At 62.0% G+C, this 16,624-nt stretch carries 21 protein-coding genes; 13 read left to right on the top strand and 8 right to left on the bottom strand.

Features of this window, described 5'->3' with window-relative positions:
- Positions 1-57 precede the first annotated feature (57 nt).
- From AC5V87_RS16760 to AC5V87_RS16745, 4 genes are all read right to left on the bottom strand, one after another.
- Positions 58-1,251, bottom strand: a complete 1,194-nt coding sequence (locus tag AC5V87_RS16760; RefSeq protein ID WP_456839131.1) for a cupin domain-containing protein — start codon at positions 1,249-1,251, stop codon at positions 58-60.
- A gap of 66 nt (positions 1,252-1,317) precedes the next feature.
- Positions 1,318-1,644, bottom strand: coding sequence for a hypothetical protein (locus AC5V87_RS16755; protein ID WP_456839132.1), 327 nt, complete (start codon positions 1,642-1,644; stop codon positions 1,318-1,320).
- Between the two features lie 46 nt (positions 1,645-1,690).
- A complete protein-coding gene (locus tag AC5V87_RS16750; protein ID WP_456839133.1) occupies positions 1,691-1,873 on the bottom strand; it encodes a hypothetical protein in 183 nt (60 codons plus the stop codon).
- Between the two features lie 141 nt (positions 1,874-2,014).
- Positions 2,015-2,911, bottom strand: coding sequence for a LysR family transcriptional regulator (locus AC5V87_RS16745; protein WP_456839134.1), 897 nt, complete (start codon positions 2,909-2,911; stop codon positions 2,015-2,017).
- Between the two features lie 222 nt (positions 2,912-3,133).
- Here AC5V87_RS16745 and AC5V87_RS16740 point away from each other — a divergent pair, with 222 nt between their 5' ends.
- The 4 genes from AC5V87_RS16740 to AC5V87_RS16725 all read left to right on the top strand — a co-directional run bounded on the left by AC5V87_RS16740 (position 3,134) and on the right by AC5V87_RS16725 (position 6,070).
- Positions 3,134-3,274: a hypothetical protein gene (locus AC5V87_RS16740; RefSeq protein ID WP_456839135.1), complete on the top strand. Its 141-nt coding sequence runs from the start codon at positions 3,134-3,136 to the stop codon at positions 3,272-3,274.
- 381 nt (positions 3,275-3,655) lie between these two features.
- Entirely contained in the window at positions 3,656-4,414 is a 759-nt protein-coding gene (locus AC5V87_RS16735; RefSeq protein WP_456839136.1) for a sulfite exporter TauE/SafE family protein, read from the top strand.
- 131 nt (positions 4,415-4,545) lie between these two features.
- Positions 4,546-5,547 (top strand): helix-turn-helix domain-containing protein, encoded by a 1,002-nt coding sequence (locus tag AC5V87_RS16730; protein ID WP_456839137.1) that lies wholly within the window; start codon positions 4,546-4,548, stop codon positions 5,545-5,547.
- A gap of 124 nt (positions 5,548-5,671) precedes the next feature.
- Positions 5,672-6,070, top strand: a complete 399-nt coding sequence (locus AC5V87_RS16725; RefSeq protein ID WP_495371616.1) for a hypothetical protein — start codon at positions 5,672-5,674, stop codon at positions 6,068-6,070.
- A 106-nt stretch (positions 6,071-6,176) separates the two neighbouring features.
- On the opposite strand, the gene AC5V87_RS16720 is transcribed toward AC5V87_RS16725, so the two are convergent.
- Positions 6,177-6,443 carry a hypothetical protein gene (locus AC5V87_RS16720; RefSeq protein WP_456843579.1) on the bottom strand — a complete coding sequence of 89 codons (267 nt, stop codon included), beginning with the start codon at positions 6,441-6,443 and terminating at the stop codon, positions 6,177-6,179.
- Here AC5V87_RS16720 and AC5V87_RS16715 point away from each other — a divergent pair.
- The 4 genes from AC5V87_RS16715 to AC5V87_RS16700 are packed head-to-tail and all read left to right on the top strand — an operon-like array spanning position 6,337 to position 10,008.
- A complete protein-coding gene (locus tag AC5V87_RS16715) occupies positions 6,337-8,391 on the top strand; it encodes an FUSC family protein (RefSeq protein WP_456839138.1) in 2,055 nt (684 codons plus the stop codon). The genes AC5V87_RS16720 and AC5V87_RS16715 overlap by 107 nt on opposite strands.
- Positions 8,388-8,597 carry a DUF1656 domain-containing protein gene (locus tag AC5V87_RS16710; RefSeq protein WP_456839139.1) on the top strand — a complete coding sequence of 70 codons (210 nt, stop codon included), beginning with the start codon at positions 8,388-8,390 and terminating at the stop codon, positions 8,595-8,597. The genes AC5V87_RS16715 and AC5V87_RS16710 overlap by 4 nt, the downstream gene beginning before the upstream one ends.
- Complete coding sequence (locus AC5V87_RS16705) at positions 8,594-9,037, top strand: DUF983 domain-containing protein (protein WP_456839140.1); 444 nt, start codon at positions 8,594-8,596, stop codon at positions 9,035-9,037. The genes AC5V87_RS16710 and AC5V87_RS16705 overlap by 4 nt, the downstream gene beginning before the upstream one ends.
- The gene (locus AC5V87_RS16700) at positions 9,034-10,008 is read left to right on the top strand and encodes an efflux RND transporter periplasmic adaptor subunit (RefSeq protein ID WP_456839141.1); all 975 of its coding nucleotides are present in this window, start codon (positions 9,034-9,036) and stop codon (positions 10,006-10,008) included. The genes AC5V87_RS16705 and AC5V87_RS16700 overlap by 4 nt, the downstream gene beginning before the upstream one ends.
- Positions 10,009-10,254: 246 nt before the next feature.
- Here AC5V87_RS16700 and AC5V87_RS16695 read toward each other — a convergent pair whose 3' ends face one another.
- From AC5V87_RS16695 to AC5V87_RS16685, 3 genes are all read right to left on the bottom strand, one after another.
- Entirely contained in the window at positions 10,255-10,560 is a 306-nt protein-coding gene (locus AC5V87_RS16695) for a cupin domain-containing protein (RefSeq protein ID WP_456839142.1), read from the bottom strand.
- Positions 10,561-10,710: 150 nt separating this feature from the next.
- A complete protein-coding gene (locus AC5V87_RS16690; RefSeq protein WP_456839143.1) occupies positions 10,711-11,463 on the bottom strand; it encodes an SDR family oxidoreductase in 753 nt (250 codons plus the stop codon).
- Positions 11,464-11,666: 203 nt separating this feature from the next.
- The gene (locus AC5V87_RS16685) at positions 11,667-12,245 is read right to left on the bottom strand and encodes a hypothetical protein (RefSeq protein ID WP_456839144.1); all 579 of its coding nucleotides are present in this window, start codon (positions 12,243-12,245) and stop codon (positions 11,667-11,669) included.
- A 451-nt stretch (positions 12,246-12,696) separates the two neighbouring features.
- Between AC5V87_RS16685 and AC5V87_RS16680 the strand changes: the two genes are divergently transcribed.
- From AC5V87_RS16680 to AC5V87_RS16660, 5 genes are all read left to right on the top strand, one after another.
- Positions 12,697-13,647: a helix-turn-helix transcriptional regulator gene (locus AC5V87_RS16680; protein ID WP_456839145.1), complete on the top strand. Its 951-nt coding sequence runs from the start codon at positions 12,697-12,699 to the stop codon at positions 13,645-13,647.
- Between the two features lie 58 nt (positions 13,648-13,705).
- Positions 13,706-14,380: an SDR family NAD(P)-dependent oxidoreductase gene (locus tag AC5V87_RS16675; protein ID WP_456839146.1), complete on the top strand. Its 675-nt coding sequence runs from the start codon at positions 13,706-13,708 to the stop codon at positions 14,378-14,380.
- A 219-nt stretch (positions 14,381-14,599) separates the two neighbouring features.
- Positions 14,600-14,863 (top strand): hypothetical protein, encoded by a 264-nt coding sequence (locus AC5V87_RS16670; protein ID WP_456839147.1) that lies wholly within the window; start codon positions 14,600-14,602, stop codon positions 14,861-14,863.
- Between the two features lie 97 nt (positions 14,864-14,960).
- Positions 14,961-15,263, top strand: coding sequence for a hypothetical protein (locus tag AC5V87_RS16665; RefSeq protein ID WP_456839148.1), 303 nt, complete (start codon positions 14,961-14,963; stop codon positions 15,261-15,263).
- 112 nt (positions 15,264-15,375) lie between these two features.
- Positions 15,376-16,593 carry an NAD(P)/FAD-dependent oxidoreductase gene (locus AC5V87_RS16660; protein ID WP_495371615.1) on the top strand — a complete coding sequence of 406 codons (1,218 nt, stop codon included), beginning with the start codon at positions 15,376-15,378 and terminating at the stop codon, positions 16,591-16,593.
- The last annotated feature ends 31 nt before the right edge of the window (positions 16,594-16,624 follow it).

Raw genomic sequence — 16,624 nt, 5'->3', positions numbered from 1 at the left:
GCGACAAGCACGGCCCTGCCCGCATTCACCAATCTGACCGCTTGCACTATGCCTGCTTTAGCTTGGTAATCGTTGTCTCGGGCACCCGGCAAAGTTGTTACCCAACAGGTAACGCGGACTGGATTGCACCCATCTGCTGAGGTCGATCTCTTCGAACTTGCCATTGTCCCAGGTTTGCACGATCTCAAGGTCGTCATCGCCGACGTTCTTGATCGCGTGTCCGAAACCCTGCGGAATGTAAGCAACATCTCCCGGCGTGAACTCGGCGACCCTGCCACGTCCGCCGGAACCGAAAAGCGCCACTTGCGCTTTGCCTCGCAGATAATAATGCCATTCGTTAGCGTTCACATTCCAATGCAGCTTCTTCACGGCGCCTGGCTTGATGACCATCACGCCCCCCGACATGGTTTTCGACACGGGCCACTCATCGACGGTGGCGAGTCGGAACGTGCCGCCATCGAAGTCCCGCACCGCCCGATTATCGTGCAGCAGGCTGAACTTGTGTGTGGAGTCTCTAGGCCAGGGCGCATCGAGAGCTTCCGAGGCGGGCAGCACCGGCCCCGCCTGAATGTAAGTCTCGCCCTTGGGGAAGGCGTCGAATACGTCCTTCGACACGCCGAAATTAAGAGCCAGCAGATCCTTGGGCGTCACGTCGATCCAGTCCGTGATCGAGAATGTGCCGTGCTCGGAAAAGGCGCCGTTATCGAACGACAGGATGAAATGACACGGCTTGTCGCCGATGGTCTGGATCGAGTGACCGTGGCCTTTCGGGAAATACCAGAGGTCGCCTGGGCCATAGTTGTTTATCTCGCTCGCTCCTGACGGATCGAGAACCACGGTTTGGCAGCGGCCGTCGATGACGAACGCCCATTCGGCTGCAATGGCGCGCCAGTGCAGCTCGCGCGATGCACCCGGCTCGAGAAACATGTGCACGCCGGCAATTCCCTTGCTGATAGAGAACTGGTGGACGGTGGCCTCTTTCGCCCAGCCGCCCGAGGTCACCTTCGGGACGCTGCCGTCGAGCGAGAAGCGGAAATCGGGGAGAGCCGCTACGTCCTTGGGATCGTGGTAAGCGACTTTATCGCCCGGAGGCAATTCGATCGCGTGTCGTGCAAAACCCCCGTCTCCCGGCTTGAACTGTGAAGGCCCTGCTTTCGCATTCCCAAGTGAGGATGCCGTCAAGAGACCTCCGGCACTGGCGGCCAGAACATGACGACGTGAAATGGTGTCGATGGTATTCTCCTGTCTCACTTTTCTTTTTTGAGACTGCTACTGCTGTAAGGTCATTCATGGATTGGCAGCCGCAAGAGTCGAAGTTCAGTTCGAGGCAGTGTTCGGTTTGCGAACGAGCACGCTGTCCCCTTGCCGGCTGATCTCGATCACGCCCGCCGGTTGCGGTGTCGAGAGAAGCACACGCTGACCAGGTGTAAGAACAGATACGACGCGGATCGGTGTTCCTGTCTCGCCCTGCGCCATGGTGGCCACCACGTGGAATCCGTCGCGCTCGACAGTGTAGTAGGCGACCCCTGATATCGCGCCGAGGTCGATGCTCTTGGCCTCGATTGGACGCAGCCCCTCTGCCTGGGCGGCCGTCAGGGAGGCGATACCGAATGCAGCGGCGAAAAGCGTGTTGCGGATGGACATGACGATTTCTCCTAATGGTTGACGATCGAGCACCGCGAATCGTTGATCACGACAACGGCTCGCCGCCCCGATGAATCCAGGTTCCGTTGATGACAATCGGTGTGCTGTCGGGCTGCCCGTTGGCCGGATCGGTCGGCGGGAAGACGCTGTCGTAGATCGCGCGCGCTTCTCGTATCAGGCGGAGCCGCTCGCGCTCGGCCTTCGGGATAAATTGGATGACTTCACCCATATTCGCCTCCAGTTGGTAACGCCGGTTCCGGCGGGTCATGACTGGGAGGTGGGGCGAAAGGCGCTGGACAACAGGCGGGGAAACCGGGAGTCATCCTTCCGGATTTTGGAAGCTCGACAGCGAAGTGAGCACCGGCTGGGTCTACTCGGCGAAAACTCGCTTCAGCCGCGGTGCCGCAAAGTCCAAGAACGCTCTGACCTTGATCGGCAGAAACCGGTCGGCGGTATAGACCAGATTGACCGGCATTGACGGTGGCTGGAATTCATCCAGCACGGTTGTCAAGGCTCCCGCTTCCGGACCAGCTTCGAGTTGGTAAGCAAAAGCGATGGAAATTCCCACGCCAGCGCGAGCTGCCGTACAAGCCGCTTCGGCGCTGCCGACGGTGAGCCGCGTACGCACCGGCGCGGCTATGGTCGCCTTGCCTCTGACGAATGTCCAGACATCGGGTGGCGAAAAGCCCGGATAGCTGATGCAATCATGTCCGGCCAAATCTTCAGGCGTACGCGGCGTTCCGCGCGCCGCCAGATAGGCGGGACTGGCGCACACCACCCGGCGCGTCCTGCCGAGCCGTAGCGCGACCAGGCTCGAGTCCGGCAATTCGCCGATGCGCACCGCGACATCGATTTGCTCCTGGGCAAGGCTCAGCTTCTGATCGGTGGGGATCATCCTCACCTTGATGTCCGGGTAGGTCTTGAGGAAGTCCGCAATGATCGGCATCAGAATGATGCGCCCAAGGCCCAATGGGGTGGTTACCGCCAGCTCGCCTGTCGGCGTGGTATACTCGCCGGACGCCGTACGCTCCGCTTCGAGCACATCTGTGAGGATGCGTTTGCAAGCCGCAACGTAGGACGTGCCTGCATCCGTCAGCACCAGCTGCCGGCTCGATCGATTGAAGAGCTTGGTCCGCAGGTGAGCCTCGAGCTCGGATACGTTGCGACTGACTGTTGTGAGTGGCGTTTTCAACCGCCGCGCCGCCGCGGACAAGCTGCCCTGCTCGACCACGGTCAGAAAGGTCGACATCGCTTCCAGGCGATCCATCGAATCCCTTCCATAATTCGGGAGGATACTTTCCGATTTTGCCATATCACCCCCTACTGCGGAAGACGGCATCGCCCTAGGGTGATCCGGATGGCCATTCGAGCGAGCCTTCCGCTGCCTGGAAGGACCCTTTCCACCTATGGCCCTTTCTGAGCTGGGCTCTCCAATCGATGTGTTTGGGCGATGACGCGAGAAGCGCGGCCTTCAACACAGGAGAGTTCAATGACAAGGCATCTCGAATCCTATCGGTACGAAATCCAGTACAGCGACGACGCCGACTTCGTCACATATCAGCGCAGGTCGAGCGACGGCAGCTGGGAGACGGTTGCAGCGTGGATGATTCCAAATTCGGCGGATGACTGAGTGTGGCCCGCATTGCGCAGCCGACCAGTCGTTCCTGTTCGGACATCCAGCGACGGATCGGCGAAACTCTCCACATTGTACTCGGTGCAATGTTTTGATTGCACCGAGTAATGTCTCGGATCATTCTGGCAACCCGGGAAGCTCATATCGAGAGGCCAGCATTCAAAGCCGTTTCACGGGCGTACGACCGCGCCAGCCATGAATGTTCGCTGCTCGGAGCATTGTGATCATAGCTCGGACCATTGGAGACCAAAATGCCTGCGTCTCGACGATCATCCTGCCTGCTGCCATCTCTGCTCAAGCGGACGAAGAGATGGTGACCGCCGCGGCGGTAGCGATTTCGCGCGAGCACCGGCGCGCTCCAACCCTGAAGTCGCCGCCATGGAGCTGACCGTCGCCACGATCCTGGTCACCTTTGCCGGCGTGTTCCCGATCTGCTTCATGAAGGGCGCGTTCGGCGGCGGTTTTTCGATTGTGGGCATTCCGCTATTGTCGCTCGTGATGGATCCGGTCACTGCCGGCGGCCTGCTCGCGCCGTTGTTCATCGCGATGGACTTGTTCGCCCTTCGCTACTGGAAGCCTTCGACCTGGTCGAAGCAAGATCTTCTGCTGCTGGTGCCGGGTCTCGTGACCGGGATCGGACTGGGCTATCTGTTGTTCCGCTTTCTTGACCACCGCGCCATCGCGATCGCGATGGCCGCGACCACCTTGATCTTCGTGGCACTGTGGCTTGCTGCAGGCGCGGAGGTGATAACGCGTCCGCGTTCGACGCCGAAGGCCATCACGGCCGGCCTCGCCTCCGGCGTGACGACCATGGTCGCGCATTCGGGCGGACCGCCGCTCGCAATGTATCTGTTGCCCCTCGGCCTCAGCAAGGAGGTCTACGCAGGAACGACCAGTCTGTTCTTCACTGTCGGCAACGCGACCAAGGCCGTCCCGTGGCTCTTGCTAGTGAAGCCGACGGGAAACGTCTGGACGTTGATGGCGATTTGCCTGCTCGCCATTCCCGCTGGCGTGTGGGCGGGTTGGCGGCTTCACGGAAGCTTGGACCAGCGCCAGATCTATCGGGTCTGCTACGGATTATTGGTCGTGACGGCACTGAAATTGTTATGGGATGGAGTTTCCGGCTACCTCATGTGAACCGGCTGTTGCCGCGGGTTGGTGTGGGACTCGCAAACACTAACAGCCTCTAACAACCGATAACGAGCAAATTGCGCCGGCTGTGCCAAGTTAGCTTCGCAATAATGATGAATGCGATCCTGGAGCGCCACATGGAGATGCAATCAGATCAGCCGGCCGCCGCAGGCTGCTATGAGCAGTGGCCGCACCGTGGCGTTTGGGATCGGGACTGTCCGGGCAAGCTGCTGCTGTCTTCGGCGGATCGGGGCTGGTCCGGCCTGTCGGCCGAATTGTGCACTGCTAGAAGAGGCGTTGGCCCCTGGAGGACCCCACCATCCGATATCCGGATTTGCGTCGCCATCCGTAGCAATCAAACGACTCTCACGCGGCGCGCGCCGGGCATCGAAAGTCAGATAGTCGCCGAGCGAGGTACGGTTTGGCTCTCTCCTCCCGGCTTGCAGGAGGGTGCCGTTGACTTCACTGAAGATCTGCCGGAATTCATGCACATCTATCTTCCGCTAAGCCACTTCTCGTCGAGCAATTTCGACAACCCGACCGATGATTCGGCAATCCACGCGCTAAACTACGAAACGTCTTTCGAAGATCCGCTGCTGGCCGAGATCGGATTTGCAGTCGCCTCCGAGCTAAAGATTGAAACTTCAGCTGGCAGTCTGTTCGTCGAATCCCTCGCATCCAGTCTGGCGGCGAGGTTGCTTCAAAAGCGAGCCAGCGCATCGCGCACTCAACTTTTTCCTCGTCCTGCTCAGCATGGGCTCGATCAGCGCAGACTCCTTCGTGTGCTGGACTACATTGATGCGAACCTGGAGGGTGACCTCAGCCTTGAATGCATGGCTGGGATCGCGTGTCTAAGCAGATACCATTTTGCGCGAGCCTTTCGACAAGCCGTCGGAGAATCTCCCCATCGCTACGTCAGTGCCAAGCGCCTGGAGCGGGCGAAAGCCCTGTTAATACGTGGCGATCGGCCCTTGTTGGACATCGCGTTGACGCTCAACTTTTCCAGCCAAGCCAATTTCACGCGAGCCTTCAAGCAGGCGACCGGGCAGGCGCCAGGTCACTATCGTCAAACGGCGGGATCACAAGCATCCAAATCCTCTCTGACGGACGTCAGGAAGTCGCTTTCGGTTTTTGCCTGAGCCTGCATATCGTTTGCGGGCCAGCCCGCAGCAACAATTGACAAGACGGCAGCACGCGATGCAGAGCCCGCGGGCCGTCGCACGACTATCTTCGCCGTCGTCAGTCACTGAGAGACCGCTTGCCATGCCGATACGTCAATACTTCGTGTGGATGGGAGGCGCCCTCCTCGTGTTGCTGTTCGCGGCCGATTGGCTGCTCCCCACGCCTCCTGCAAATTCGCATTCCGCGGTCGCTCCGAGCGAACGGGCCAACCTGCGCATCACTTCGGACCAAAAATGGCCGGAGCGGGTGGTGTTCGACACCGCTCACGCGCCAGTGACCCACCTTGCTGAGTCTGGCCTCGCGCCGGACCTCGTCCCTGAAGTCTTTTCCCAGACCTCGCGGCGCAGCCCACGCGTTGCGTTCGCGGCAGTGGCAGACGTTACGACCGCTGCTCCGACAGCAAGAAACGAGAATGCATCGGCAATCCGTGCAAAGCCGCAGCCGCCCAGAACACGTATGACGAGTGCAGCCAAGATCTAATGATCGAGAACCGACATGAAAGACGCTCTGTGCCTCGCCGTGTTCGCTGGCAAAATCCTGTGCCTCGTGATGTTCGTCGCGTTTCTGAAACCGGACGTCATCGGCGTCATCCGGACGTCGGCGACTCCTGCTGACTGGGGAGCGGAACGCCCAGCACTGCAGGAATGCGTTTCGAACGTATTTGCAGCAGCTTCGCTGGCTGACGCGAAGCCATGCGACGCACATAGAAGTTCCGCTCACTGCTGACGCAACGGTTCGCCGACGCCATGACCCAAGCTGCCTCATTTCGGGACCGACATGCCGCCATCATCTTCGCGCTGCGGACTTTCGCAGCGGCGATGCTGGCGTTTTCGATCGCGCTGCTGCTGGACATGCCGCGTCCCTATTGGGCCATGGCGTCAGTCTACATCACCTCGAACCTGTTCACGGGAGCGACCACCTCCAAGGCCGTCTACCGCATTTTGGGCACGCTGATCGGTGCGGCAGGCACCATCGTGCTGGTTCCGAACCTCGTCAATGCGCCGGAGCTGCTCAGCCTCTGCATCGCCCTGTGGGTCGGCATCTGCTTGTATCTTTCGCTGATCGACGGCACGCCGCGCAGCTACGTCTTCATGCTGGCCGGCTACACCGTCGCGCTGCTCGGATTTCCCATCGTCTCGGCGCCGCAGTCGGCCTTCGACATCGTGGTTTCCCGCGTGCAAGAGATTATGCTCGGGATCGTCTGCGCGAGCGTTGTCGCGATGCTCGTGCTGCCACGCAGCGTGGCGTCCGCCGTCACCGTGCAAACCGATGCATGGCTGACCGGCGCGCGCCGGCTCGCCGCAGACGTCCTAACGGGCCGCCGCAGCGATCAGCAGCGCGATAGCGAACGCCTACGTCTCGCCGCCGCAGCCTCCGAAATCGACCAGCTTGGGCGTCATCTCGGCTTTGAGGCGACCACGTCCACAAATATCGGGCGAGGGCTGCAATTGCTCCTGCAGCGCATGCTGTCGCTGCTGCCGCTGCTCGGATCGATCGAAGATCGCAAGCTGCCTCTCGGTCCGCATGACGATGCGGCTGCGCGCGTTTCCTCTATGTGCGCAAGAATAGCGGCATGGCTTGAAGCGGGAGGCCGCGATAGACAGGAAGCCGATGCGTTGCGCGCAGCGCTTGATGAAGCACGACCGGTGCTGAGCGTGGACGCCGGCTGGATCGAGATCGCGATTTCTGGCCTCATTGTACGGCTGCGCAACCTCGTCGATGTCATGCAGGATTGCCAGCTTCTGCGCGAGGCCATCTCCGGGGGGCGCGATTCCGAGTCGCTTTCTCTCGTCTTCTCTCATGGCGCAGCGGCTGTTGCCGTGCCGCATCGCGACTACTGGTCTGCGCTCCTGGCGGCCGGGTCCGTAGCTATTGCGGTGCTGTGCTGCAGTTGCTTCTCGATTGCGACCGGCTGGTCGGACGGGGTTGCCGCACCGCTTTTCGCAGCTGTCGTCGGCAGCTTTCTGGCGGGCGCGGACGATCCGCTGCCGGCGTTCCGCAATTTCTATGGATTATTCCTCGTCGTGATCGCCGTCCATGGCATCTACCTGTTTGGCGTGTTGCCGCGGATTACGACTCTCGAGGTGCTAATCGCCGCATTGATGCCGCCCTTCGTGCTGTTCGGCTGGATGGCTGCCCGGCCCGCGACCGCGCGTATCGGCTCCATACTTGCCATCTACCTCTCGGTGCAACTAGCGTTGACCGAGACCTATTCGGCCGATTTTATCGCCTATGCCAACTCCAGCGTTGCGCTGATGCTGGGTGTGGCGCTGACCGGCGTGACCTGCGGCATCGTTCGCATGGCCGGAGCCGACTGGATCGCGAAGCGATTGCTACAAAGCAATTGGACCACGCTTGCATCAGTCGCCGAGCGCACCTCGGATCAGGACCCCTTCGCGCTTGCCAGCCTGATGCAGCATCGCCTCGCCCTGCTTGCTGCGCGTATCGCCGTCGTCCCCGCCGACGCAAGGAGCGGCGCCGCCAATCTTCGTCAGCTTCGGACGGCGCTCAACATTCTCGGCGTGAGGCGCTCGAGCCTGGCGCTGTCACGCTGCGCAAGAGCGGCCACCGAAGCGTTCTTTGCTCGTCTTGCCCCGATTTGCCGGATCCACACTGCGGGGCCACTCGCCGACGATCTGGTGGGACAGCTCGACGGCACCATCGCATTGACGTTGCAGGAACCCACGAGCGAAGCCCGCGATCATGTGCTGGTCGGTCTCACCGGCGTTCGTTCCGGGCTCTTTCCGGAGTCACCGACCTATCAGCCGCAGCAAATCGAACCTGGGACGATCGCCGCATGAAATATCAACTTGACCTTTTTGGCGTGCTCGTTCCGACGCTCCTGCTCTGGAGCGTGGTTGCATACGCGCTTGAGCGCCTCGTCAGCAAGCAGATCGCGCGTATCGGCCTCTATCGATGGATCTGGCATCCCGCATTGTTCGATTTCGCGCTTTTCATCTGCCTGCTCACCGGCCTCGTCTTAGGCTCAGCGGAGTTACTCACATGACAGCACCCGTGTCCCTCAAAAAGGCTCTATGGCGCGGGTTCAGGATGAAGTGCCCGAACTGCGGACAAGGCCGCCTGTTCGGCTCCTTTCTCAAGGTGGTCGATAATTGCGCGGTTTGCGGTGAAGATTACACGCCGCAACGCGCCGACGACCTTCCGGCCTATCTCGTGATCGCCATCATTGGCCACCTTGTCGTGCCAGGACTTCTTGCCGTCGAGATAGCCTATTCACCTCCGGCCTGGCTTCAACTGCTGATCTGGCTCCCCGTCACCGGGCTTTCGGCTCTCTTTCTCCTGGAGCCCGTAAAGGGGACAATTGTCGGCCTGCAATGGCAGATCGGCATGCACGACTTCGAAGCCGCCAGACGCCACCGGAATCGTGAAACCTCCGACGGCGTCACGCCCGTTCCTCGCCTCGCCTCCAAGGAGTTGGTGTCATGAAAACCGTCGTGGATTCGCTGCGTCCTTTCGCACTGACCGGTCTCATCGTGCTGGTCGCGCTTTGGGCGGGCTACAAGCTGTGGGACTATTATTTTGATGCGCCCTGGACCCGTGACGGTCACGTGCGAGCCGACGTGGTGCCGGTGGCTCCCGATGTTTCCGGCTTCGTGAGCGAGGTTCTGGTCCGGGACAATCAGCAAGTACAAAAGGGCGACGTGCTCTTCCGGATCGACCGGGCGCGCTATGAGATCGCGCTCAAGCAGGCAGAGGCGGTACAGGAAGGCAAGCGCGCCACGCTCGACAACGCCAATGCCGATCTGAAGCGCTACAGTGCGCTGACGCCCGGCGTCGTGGTTTCCACGCAGCGCATGGACCAGGTCGTCGCCATCCAGGGCTCGGCCCAGGCGGCCTATGACCAGGCCGTCGCGGACGTTGCTCTCGCGAAGCTCAACATCGATCGCAGCGAGGTGCGGGCCTCGGTCAGCGGCATTGTCAGCAACAATGAACTGCGGCCGGGCGTCTACCTCACCCCCGGAAAGGGCGTAATGGCGCTGCTCGACAGCGACACGCTGCACGTCGAGGGCTACTTCGAGGAAACCAAGCTGCGGCGCATCCACGTCGGCGATCCCGTCAACGTGCAACTGATGGGAAGCAGCCGCGCGTTGCCCGGCAAGGTAGAGAGCGTTGCAGCCGGTATTGAAGACCGCGATCGCAGCAACGGCTCGACGCTGCTTGCCAACGTCAACCCGACCTTCAACTGGGTCCGATTGGCGCAACGCATCCCGGTCCGGATCGTGCTGGACGGCCCTGAGCGAAACGAACTCGTTGCGGGGGCCACAGCGACCGTCGAGGTGCTCGGCCCCGGATCACACAGCTATCCGACCGAAGCCAAAAACGAGCGCAGGACGGCACAAGCCTCCAGCTGCCACACGGCGCGAACTGCGATCGCGGTCGTCCCCTCGTGCGGCTGAAAGCTGATCAGGTAAAGGCTTTATCAAGATGTTGATAGCCTTTCTGGCACTGCTGAGCACGGGCATCTTCGCGGCCCATATTCTCGAAGGGCTGCACACGAGACTGTTGTCGATACACACTCGCGAACGTAAGATGGCCGATCGTAGCCGATAGCCGGATGCCGCTTCCGCTTCCGCTTCGCGAAGGCCGCGTCAATCAGGCAGGCCTTTCCCGCAGTCAGTTTGGTGCACTTGGGGCACGTACGATCATTGTGCTGGTACCAGCGCCGGGGCGCCCTTGTCCTTGATCAAGAGCACCAGGAATTTCGCGGGCTGGGTGGCACTTGCGTTCCGGTCGACTACATGAACGTCAGAAGGGCCTTCATAGAAGGACTGTCCCGGCGTCAGCGTCACCTCTTGTCCGCCCTTCAGCTGCATCACGACCGAGCCCTCGAGCACGTAAACAAACGCATGGGCATTGTGCCGATGCATCGCGCTCGAGCCGCCGGGCGCGTGCTCGACCGTGATCATCAGAGCTTCCCTGCCGGGGCTCTCCGCAAGATCCTTAGACATCAGTGCCGTGACCTTGGGCTCCGAGCCAGCGCGGTGCTGGCCGTGAGGCACAGAAGAGCCAACGCAGCGAGTTTGATCGTCATGGTCGTCGCCCCTTAGTTCGTCGGTCCGGATCCGCTCCTGAGAGAACTGGTGTTCCTCCCGTTGAGATCAGGCCGCTGCCTTCGAGCGGCGGAGCCACTCGTCCAGACCGATACGGCCGAGGCGCGCCTCGCCGAGCGGCACAAGCGAGTGCTCGCTGACCCGGCCGCCCCAGTATCCGGCCTCGGGATCGCTCACGACCTCGCGCGCATCGCCCACCGCTTTGAGATAGCGGGCGATGATCTCGTTGAACGGAGCTCGTTCCGGCCCGGCTATTTCCACGATGCCGCCACGCGGTGGCGCGAGCGCCACATCGGCAACCATAGCGGCAACGTCGTCCGACGCGATCGGCTGGAACAGGATGGGCGGGAGCCTGACTTTGTTGCCATCCACGCTGGAATCGGCGATGCCGCCGAGGAATTCCATGAACTGCGTCGCGCGGACGATGGTGTACGGTATGCTAGAGGTCTCGATCAGTTTCTCCTGGGCGACCTTAGCGCGGAAATAGCCGTTGTCGGTCCGGTCGGTCGCGACGATCGACAGCGCGACATGGTGCCGGACGTTCGCTGCGGCCTCCGCCGCGAGAAGGTTGCGGCCGGAGGTCTCGAAGAATTCCAGCACCGCCTTGTCTTCGAATGAGGGCGAGTTGGCGAGGTCGATCACTACCTTCGTGCCCGTCATGGCCTCCGTGAGCCCCTCCCCAGTTATCGTGTTAACGCCGCTCTTGGGCGAGGCGGCCACGACCTCATGGCCGCCCTGACGCAGAATGGCGACGGTCTTCGAACCGATCAGGCCGGTACCGCCGATCACGACGATCTTCATGGTGATCCTCCGTTATCGTTAGACGTGGTCAGCTTTCAGCTTCAGGCAATCATGGGCGCATCGCAGTTGTCGCGAGCGCTGCTGCGCCGGGCGAGAAGCGCGATGGGGCTCACCTGGTCGCATCGACGATACCATACGCGAGGCTTTGCCGGCGGTCCGCAATCAGTCAACAAGGCTGATCAATCGGCAGCCGGCCGAACGACTCATTTGCGCGTTGAGAGGGAGCGCGTGCCCCAAGATGCCGGCGTCAGATCGCTTCGGGGGCGGATGTCGGCGGCAGCCGGCGCCGGGCGGTAGCGCCGGATCGCGCCGATGATCACGACCACGAAGGATGCCAGCACAATGCCCTGCACGATGGCAAACGGTGGCTCGGCCGGCGGCACGCTTGGCGCCAGCGCATGCAATGCCGGTACTTTCAGGAAGGACTGGATGACCAGCACGAAGACGTTAAGATAAAGCGAGAGGAGCGCGGTGAGCACGTAGATCCAGCGCCAAGAACCGGCGAGCTTCATGCCGTAAAGCCCCAAACACGCGACCCCCAGCAGAACCAGGGAGAGGATCGCGATCAAATGGGACGGCAACGGCTTCTCGAACAGCAGCGGCGGAATCAGAAGCCCCGAGACGCTGGTCAGGATGGTGGCTGTAAGGAAAACAGCGGTGAGGTTCGGCATCCGCTTCGAGCCGAACATCCCGAACATCACGACGAGGCCCGCCGCGATTGCAACCAGGCTGATGATCACGTGGACGATCGTGAACGTCGCCAAGCTCATACCCAGCATCATGATCCGCCTCCGATTTCGACCCAAGCCATTGTCATCTCCATCTGTTTGGTAGGGCCACTGCTTAAGGGATCGAGCGTGCGCCTGCCCCAGAGCGATTTAGGCGGTCGTAGAGATATTGCTGTTAAGATGTGCGCTGGATTCTCATTTCCCTGCATGATGACGGTGGGACTATCGTTGCTAGAATGCGTCGTCAGCCTTCGTCAGAGCTTCACAGTGCTCAATGACAACCAAGAACGTCTGCGGTGCTGACCATCTCCTGCGCGGTGCCTTGTGCGACGGCGCCCCTGCGCCGCCGCGGCAACGGCAGAATGCGACTTTGGGCGTCTGCAGAGCACAACGACCGTTCAGAATTGAAATCCGCGGCGAATTTAGGCAGGACGCCGGGCCGGACAACGGCTAGAACGGAGATCGAAAGCTCGATCAGGTTGCGCCTCAACGACGAGGACGGTCCATGAGCGGTCCGCGCTTGCGAGATATTGGGCAGAAGCAAGGCGCGACTCCGGCGCAGCTGCACGATTTGCCGCTAGGCGAGCAGCGCCCTCACGCCGATGAAGAAATGGCGCGCGTGCTCAAGATGGCGCCGCTGCAGATGGCTTCGGATCCGTCCAGCGGCGTGATCACCTTCTGGAGGCATGATCCCCTGCACGACGTCGTCAAGCCGATGGTCGATCATGTGATCATGGCTTTTCTCGCCGAGCCGGTTCGGTTCGAACGCCGCGACGGAAAAGCGTTCCTGAACGGAATGACGCGTCCCGGGACCGTAACGGTCATTCCGGCGGGTTCATCCTCCCGCTGGGATATCTACCAGCCCTTGAGCGTCGTCCACCTCTACCTTCCGCAGACAACGCTGGAACGCGTTGCGCAGGAAGCCGGAACGGCGGCTCCCGGCGACCTTGTGGAACGAACGGCGCATCCGGACCCCATTACAGCCCGATTGCTGCTGAGCGCGGCGGACGCCCTGGAAGGCTGCGCCGCGCTGGATTCGTTGTTCAGGCACCAACTGAGCGATCTTCTGGCCACGCGATTGCTCGCCGCGCACGCCGGCTCGCCGGCAACGTTCCAGCCGGTCATGGGCGGGCTGTCGCCCAAGGTACTGGCGCGCGCTATCGAACGTCTGCGTTCGGATAGCGATGCGGACGTCTCGCTTGCGGCGCTTGCTGCCGACGCCGGCCTGTCGCGCTTCCACTTCTGCCGCGCCTTCAAAGAAAGCACCGGGCTCTCGCCGCACGCCTGGCTGCGCCAGCACCGGCTCGAGCAAGCCATGAACATGCTGCGCGATAGGGAGGTGTCGATCGTCTCCGTCGCTGCCGCGCTCGGTTATTCCACTCAGACCGCCTTCGCCGCGGCGTTCAGGAAGCTGACCGGCGAAACCCCCAGCGATTGGCGGAGACGCATATCTTGATGGTTTGGGCAAGCGTGGTCTCACCCGTTTCAAGTGCAGCGTCGAAGGGAGACAGGCGATGAAGACATTTCTGAGCATCGGCGCGGGCCCGGGAATGGGTTTCGCGACCGCCGAACGGTTCGCCAAAGAAGGTTTCCAGGTGGTTTTGGCCGCCCGCAGCGTGGCCAAGACGCAGGAGCTGGCCAAGAGATTGACAAGGAAAGGGTACAAGGCGGACGCGCGACAGGTGGATTCGAGCGATCCGAAGGGCATCGCCGAGCTGGTCGCTGAAGTCGAGAAGCAGCACGGCTCGATCGATGTCCTGCACTACAACGCCGCCTCCGCGCGCAAGGCGACTCTGTCCGAACAGCCTCGCGACAGCTTCAACTATGATCTCGCCCTGAACATCGGAGGTGCGCTCGTCGCGGCGCAAGCTGTCGCTCCGAAGATGGAAGAGCAAGGTTCGGGTGCGATCCTGTTGACGGGCGGCGGTTTCGCGCTCGCTCCCAGCGCGGACTTTCTTTCGATCAGCATCGGCAAGGCCGGCATTCGCGCCTTGGCCCAGGCGCTTTTCGAACCGTTCCGGGACAAGGGAATTCACGTCGCGACGGTGACCGTCTGCACCCTTGTGTCTCCGGAATCGAAGGAGGCCTCGGCGGTGGCCGAGCAGTTCTGGCATCTCTACAGCCAGCCCAAGGACGCCTGGACCTTCGAAACCAGCTACGCCCCCGCGGCACATGAACATGCTGCGTGATACCGACGAGAAGATCGTCCCAATCGCAGCCGCACTCGGCCGTTCCTCGGCGGCCGCGTTCGACGTCAAGTTCAGCAGGTGACCGCAACCCGAGCAATTGCCGCAGGCACATTACTTGGCAGCAATCGCTCTACAGGCACGGCAATCGCTCTGGGGCGGCCGCAGCTCAGATCCGCTAGATCATCGCAATGCCCACATCCAACCGGATGGAGAAGAACGATGATCCGCAAGAGCACCGTCGATTCCCGTGCGATCGCTCTGAGTTTCTCACACTGGTCCGCAATCTCCGGCTTTGCCAGCAAGACGGCCGAGACGGTTTCCGACTTCGCCCGCGTCGTGCGTAACCTGGTCATGGACATTCGAGACAGCTACCGGCCCGAGCTGCACTACATGCGCGGCCCCGGCCCGAAGTGGCGCGCCAAGCATCAGCCCTGGCTGGCATCCGACGCTGTCCCCAGCGACCGGCGCAAACGCGTTCATTAGCAGCAATCGCTCGACAGCTACGGCAATCCCTCTGGGGCAGCGCAGCGCGCCGTGGACTACACCATCACCGTCCAACGAACGCCGATGGAGATCGACCATGATCCGGAACACCTTGGTCAACCAGCTTGCAATCACCTCACGCCGGCGCGGCCTTGCCACAGCGGTCGTGTACGGACTTTCGCTGGCCGTGCGGTTCACCTCGGCAACCGGCGAAGAGGTGGAGATCCCGGTACAATCCCTGCAGAGAACCTATCCCGCGATCTCCATCACGACTCGGGACCGCCCTTCGCTGCCCTACCAGGATTGGGTTCTGGGCTCGGCTCAGCCCGTCGTTCTTCGACAAGGCTGGTCGCTCAAGTCTCCGATGTCAGCGCGCTCGCCGGAGTGCCTCCCCCCATAACGGGCTGACGCCCTCGTTTCACGCCTTCGCGTCGTCGTCGATCGCCGCCCTTGGTGAAGAGTGGCGGCGGTAGCGCGCGGACTTTCGGAAGTCCAAACCAAGGAGCAAAGACATGAGATTAGTCATCATCGGCGCCGGCTTCGCCGGCATGTACGCCGCCCTCTCCGCCGCTCGCCTGCGCGACATCCAGGGCGTTTCGCCGGAAGAGCTCGAGATCGCGCTGGTTTCGCCGGAGCCGACCCTCGTCGTCCGTCCGCGGCTGTACGAGCCGAAGCCCGAGACCTTGACGGCGCCGCTGCTCGACGTCCTCAACGCGGTAGACGTCAAGTACGTGCAGGGCAGCGCCGAGACGGTCGACACCAAGTCCCGCACGGTGCAGATCGCAACTAGCAAGGGACCGCTAAAGACGCTGTCCTACGAGCGCCTGGTCGTTGCCACCGGCAGCAAACTATTTCGTCCGAAGGTCCCGGGGCTCGCCGAGCACGGCTTTGCCGTCGACTCGCTCGATGATGCGGTGGCGCTCGACAAGCACCTGAAGGGCCTCGCCAAGCGGCCGGCCGTGAACGGCCGCGACACCGTCGTCGTGGCGGGCGGCGGTTTCACAGGCATCGAGGCCGCAACCGAAATGCCGGCGCGGCTGCGCGAGATCTTCGGCAAAGAGGCCAAGCCGCGGGTCATCATCGTCGACCGCAATGCTGCGATCGCCCCCGACATGGGTGAAGGGGCCCGCCCCGTCATCGAGGACGCCCTGCGCAAGCTCGGCGTGGAGACCCGGCTCGGCGCCGGCGTCGCCTCGCTCGACGAGTCCGGCGTCACGCTCTCCAGCGGCGAGCACATCGAAAGCGAGACCGTGATCTGGGCAGCGGGCATTCGCGCTGCGCCCTTGACCCAGCAAATTCCTGCCCAGCGCGACAATTTCGGCCGGCTGCTGGTGGACCGCGATCTGCGCGTACCGGGAGTGGACGGCGTCTTCGCCACGGGTGACGCCGCGCGCGCCGCCTGCGACAATGAAGGCAACTACGCGCTGATGTCTTGCCAGCACGCTACGCGGATGGGCGCGTTCGCGGGCAATAACGCTGCCGCGGAGCTGCTGGGCGTTCCGACCAAATGCTATCACCAGAAGGGATACGTGACCTGCCTGGACCTTGGCGAGGCCGGTGCGCTCTTCACGACCGGCTGGGAACGCAAGGTGGCCATGGTCGGCGATGTCGCCAAGAAGACCAAGCAGGAGATCAACACCGTCTGGATCTATCCGCCGAAAGCAGAGCGTGCCGCTGCGCTCGCTGTGGCCGATCCCGAACGTGTGACTGATGTGACTGGCTTCCTCTAGAGCCTTCACGCGAAGCGGGCCGCGCTCCGCG

The organism is Bradyrhizobium sp. SOJA106 (assembly GCF_059448745.1).
This window is presented reverse-complemented; position numbering and strand designations above follow the sequence as displayed.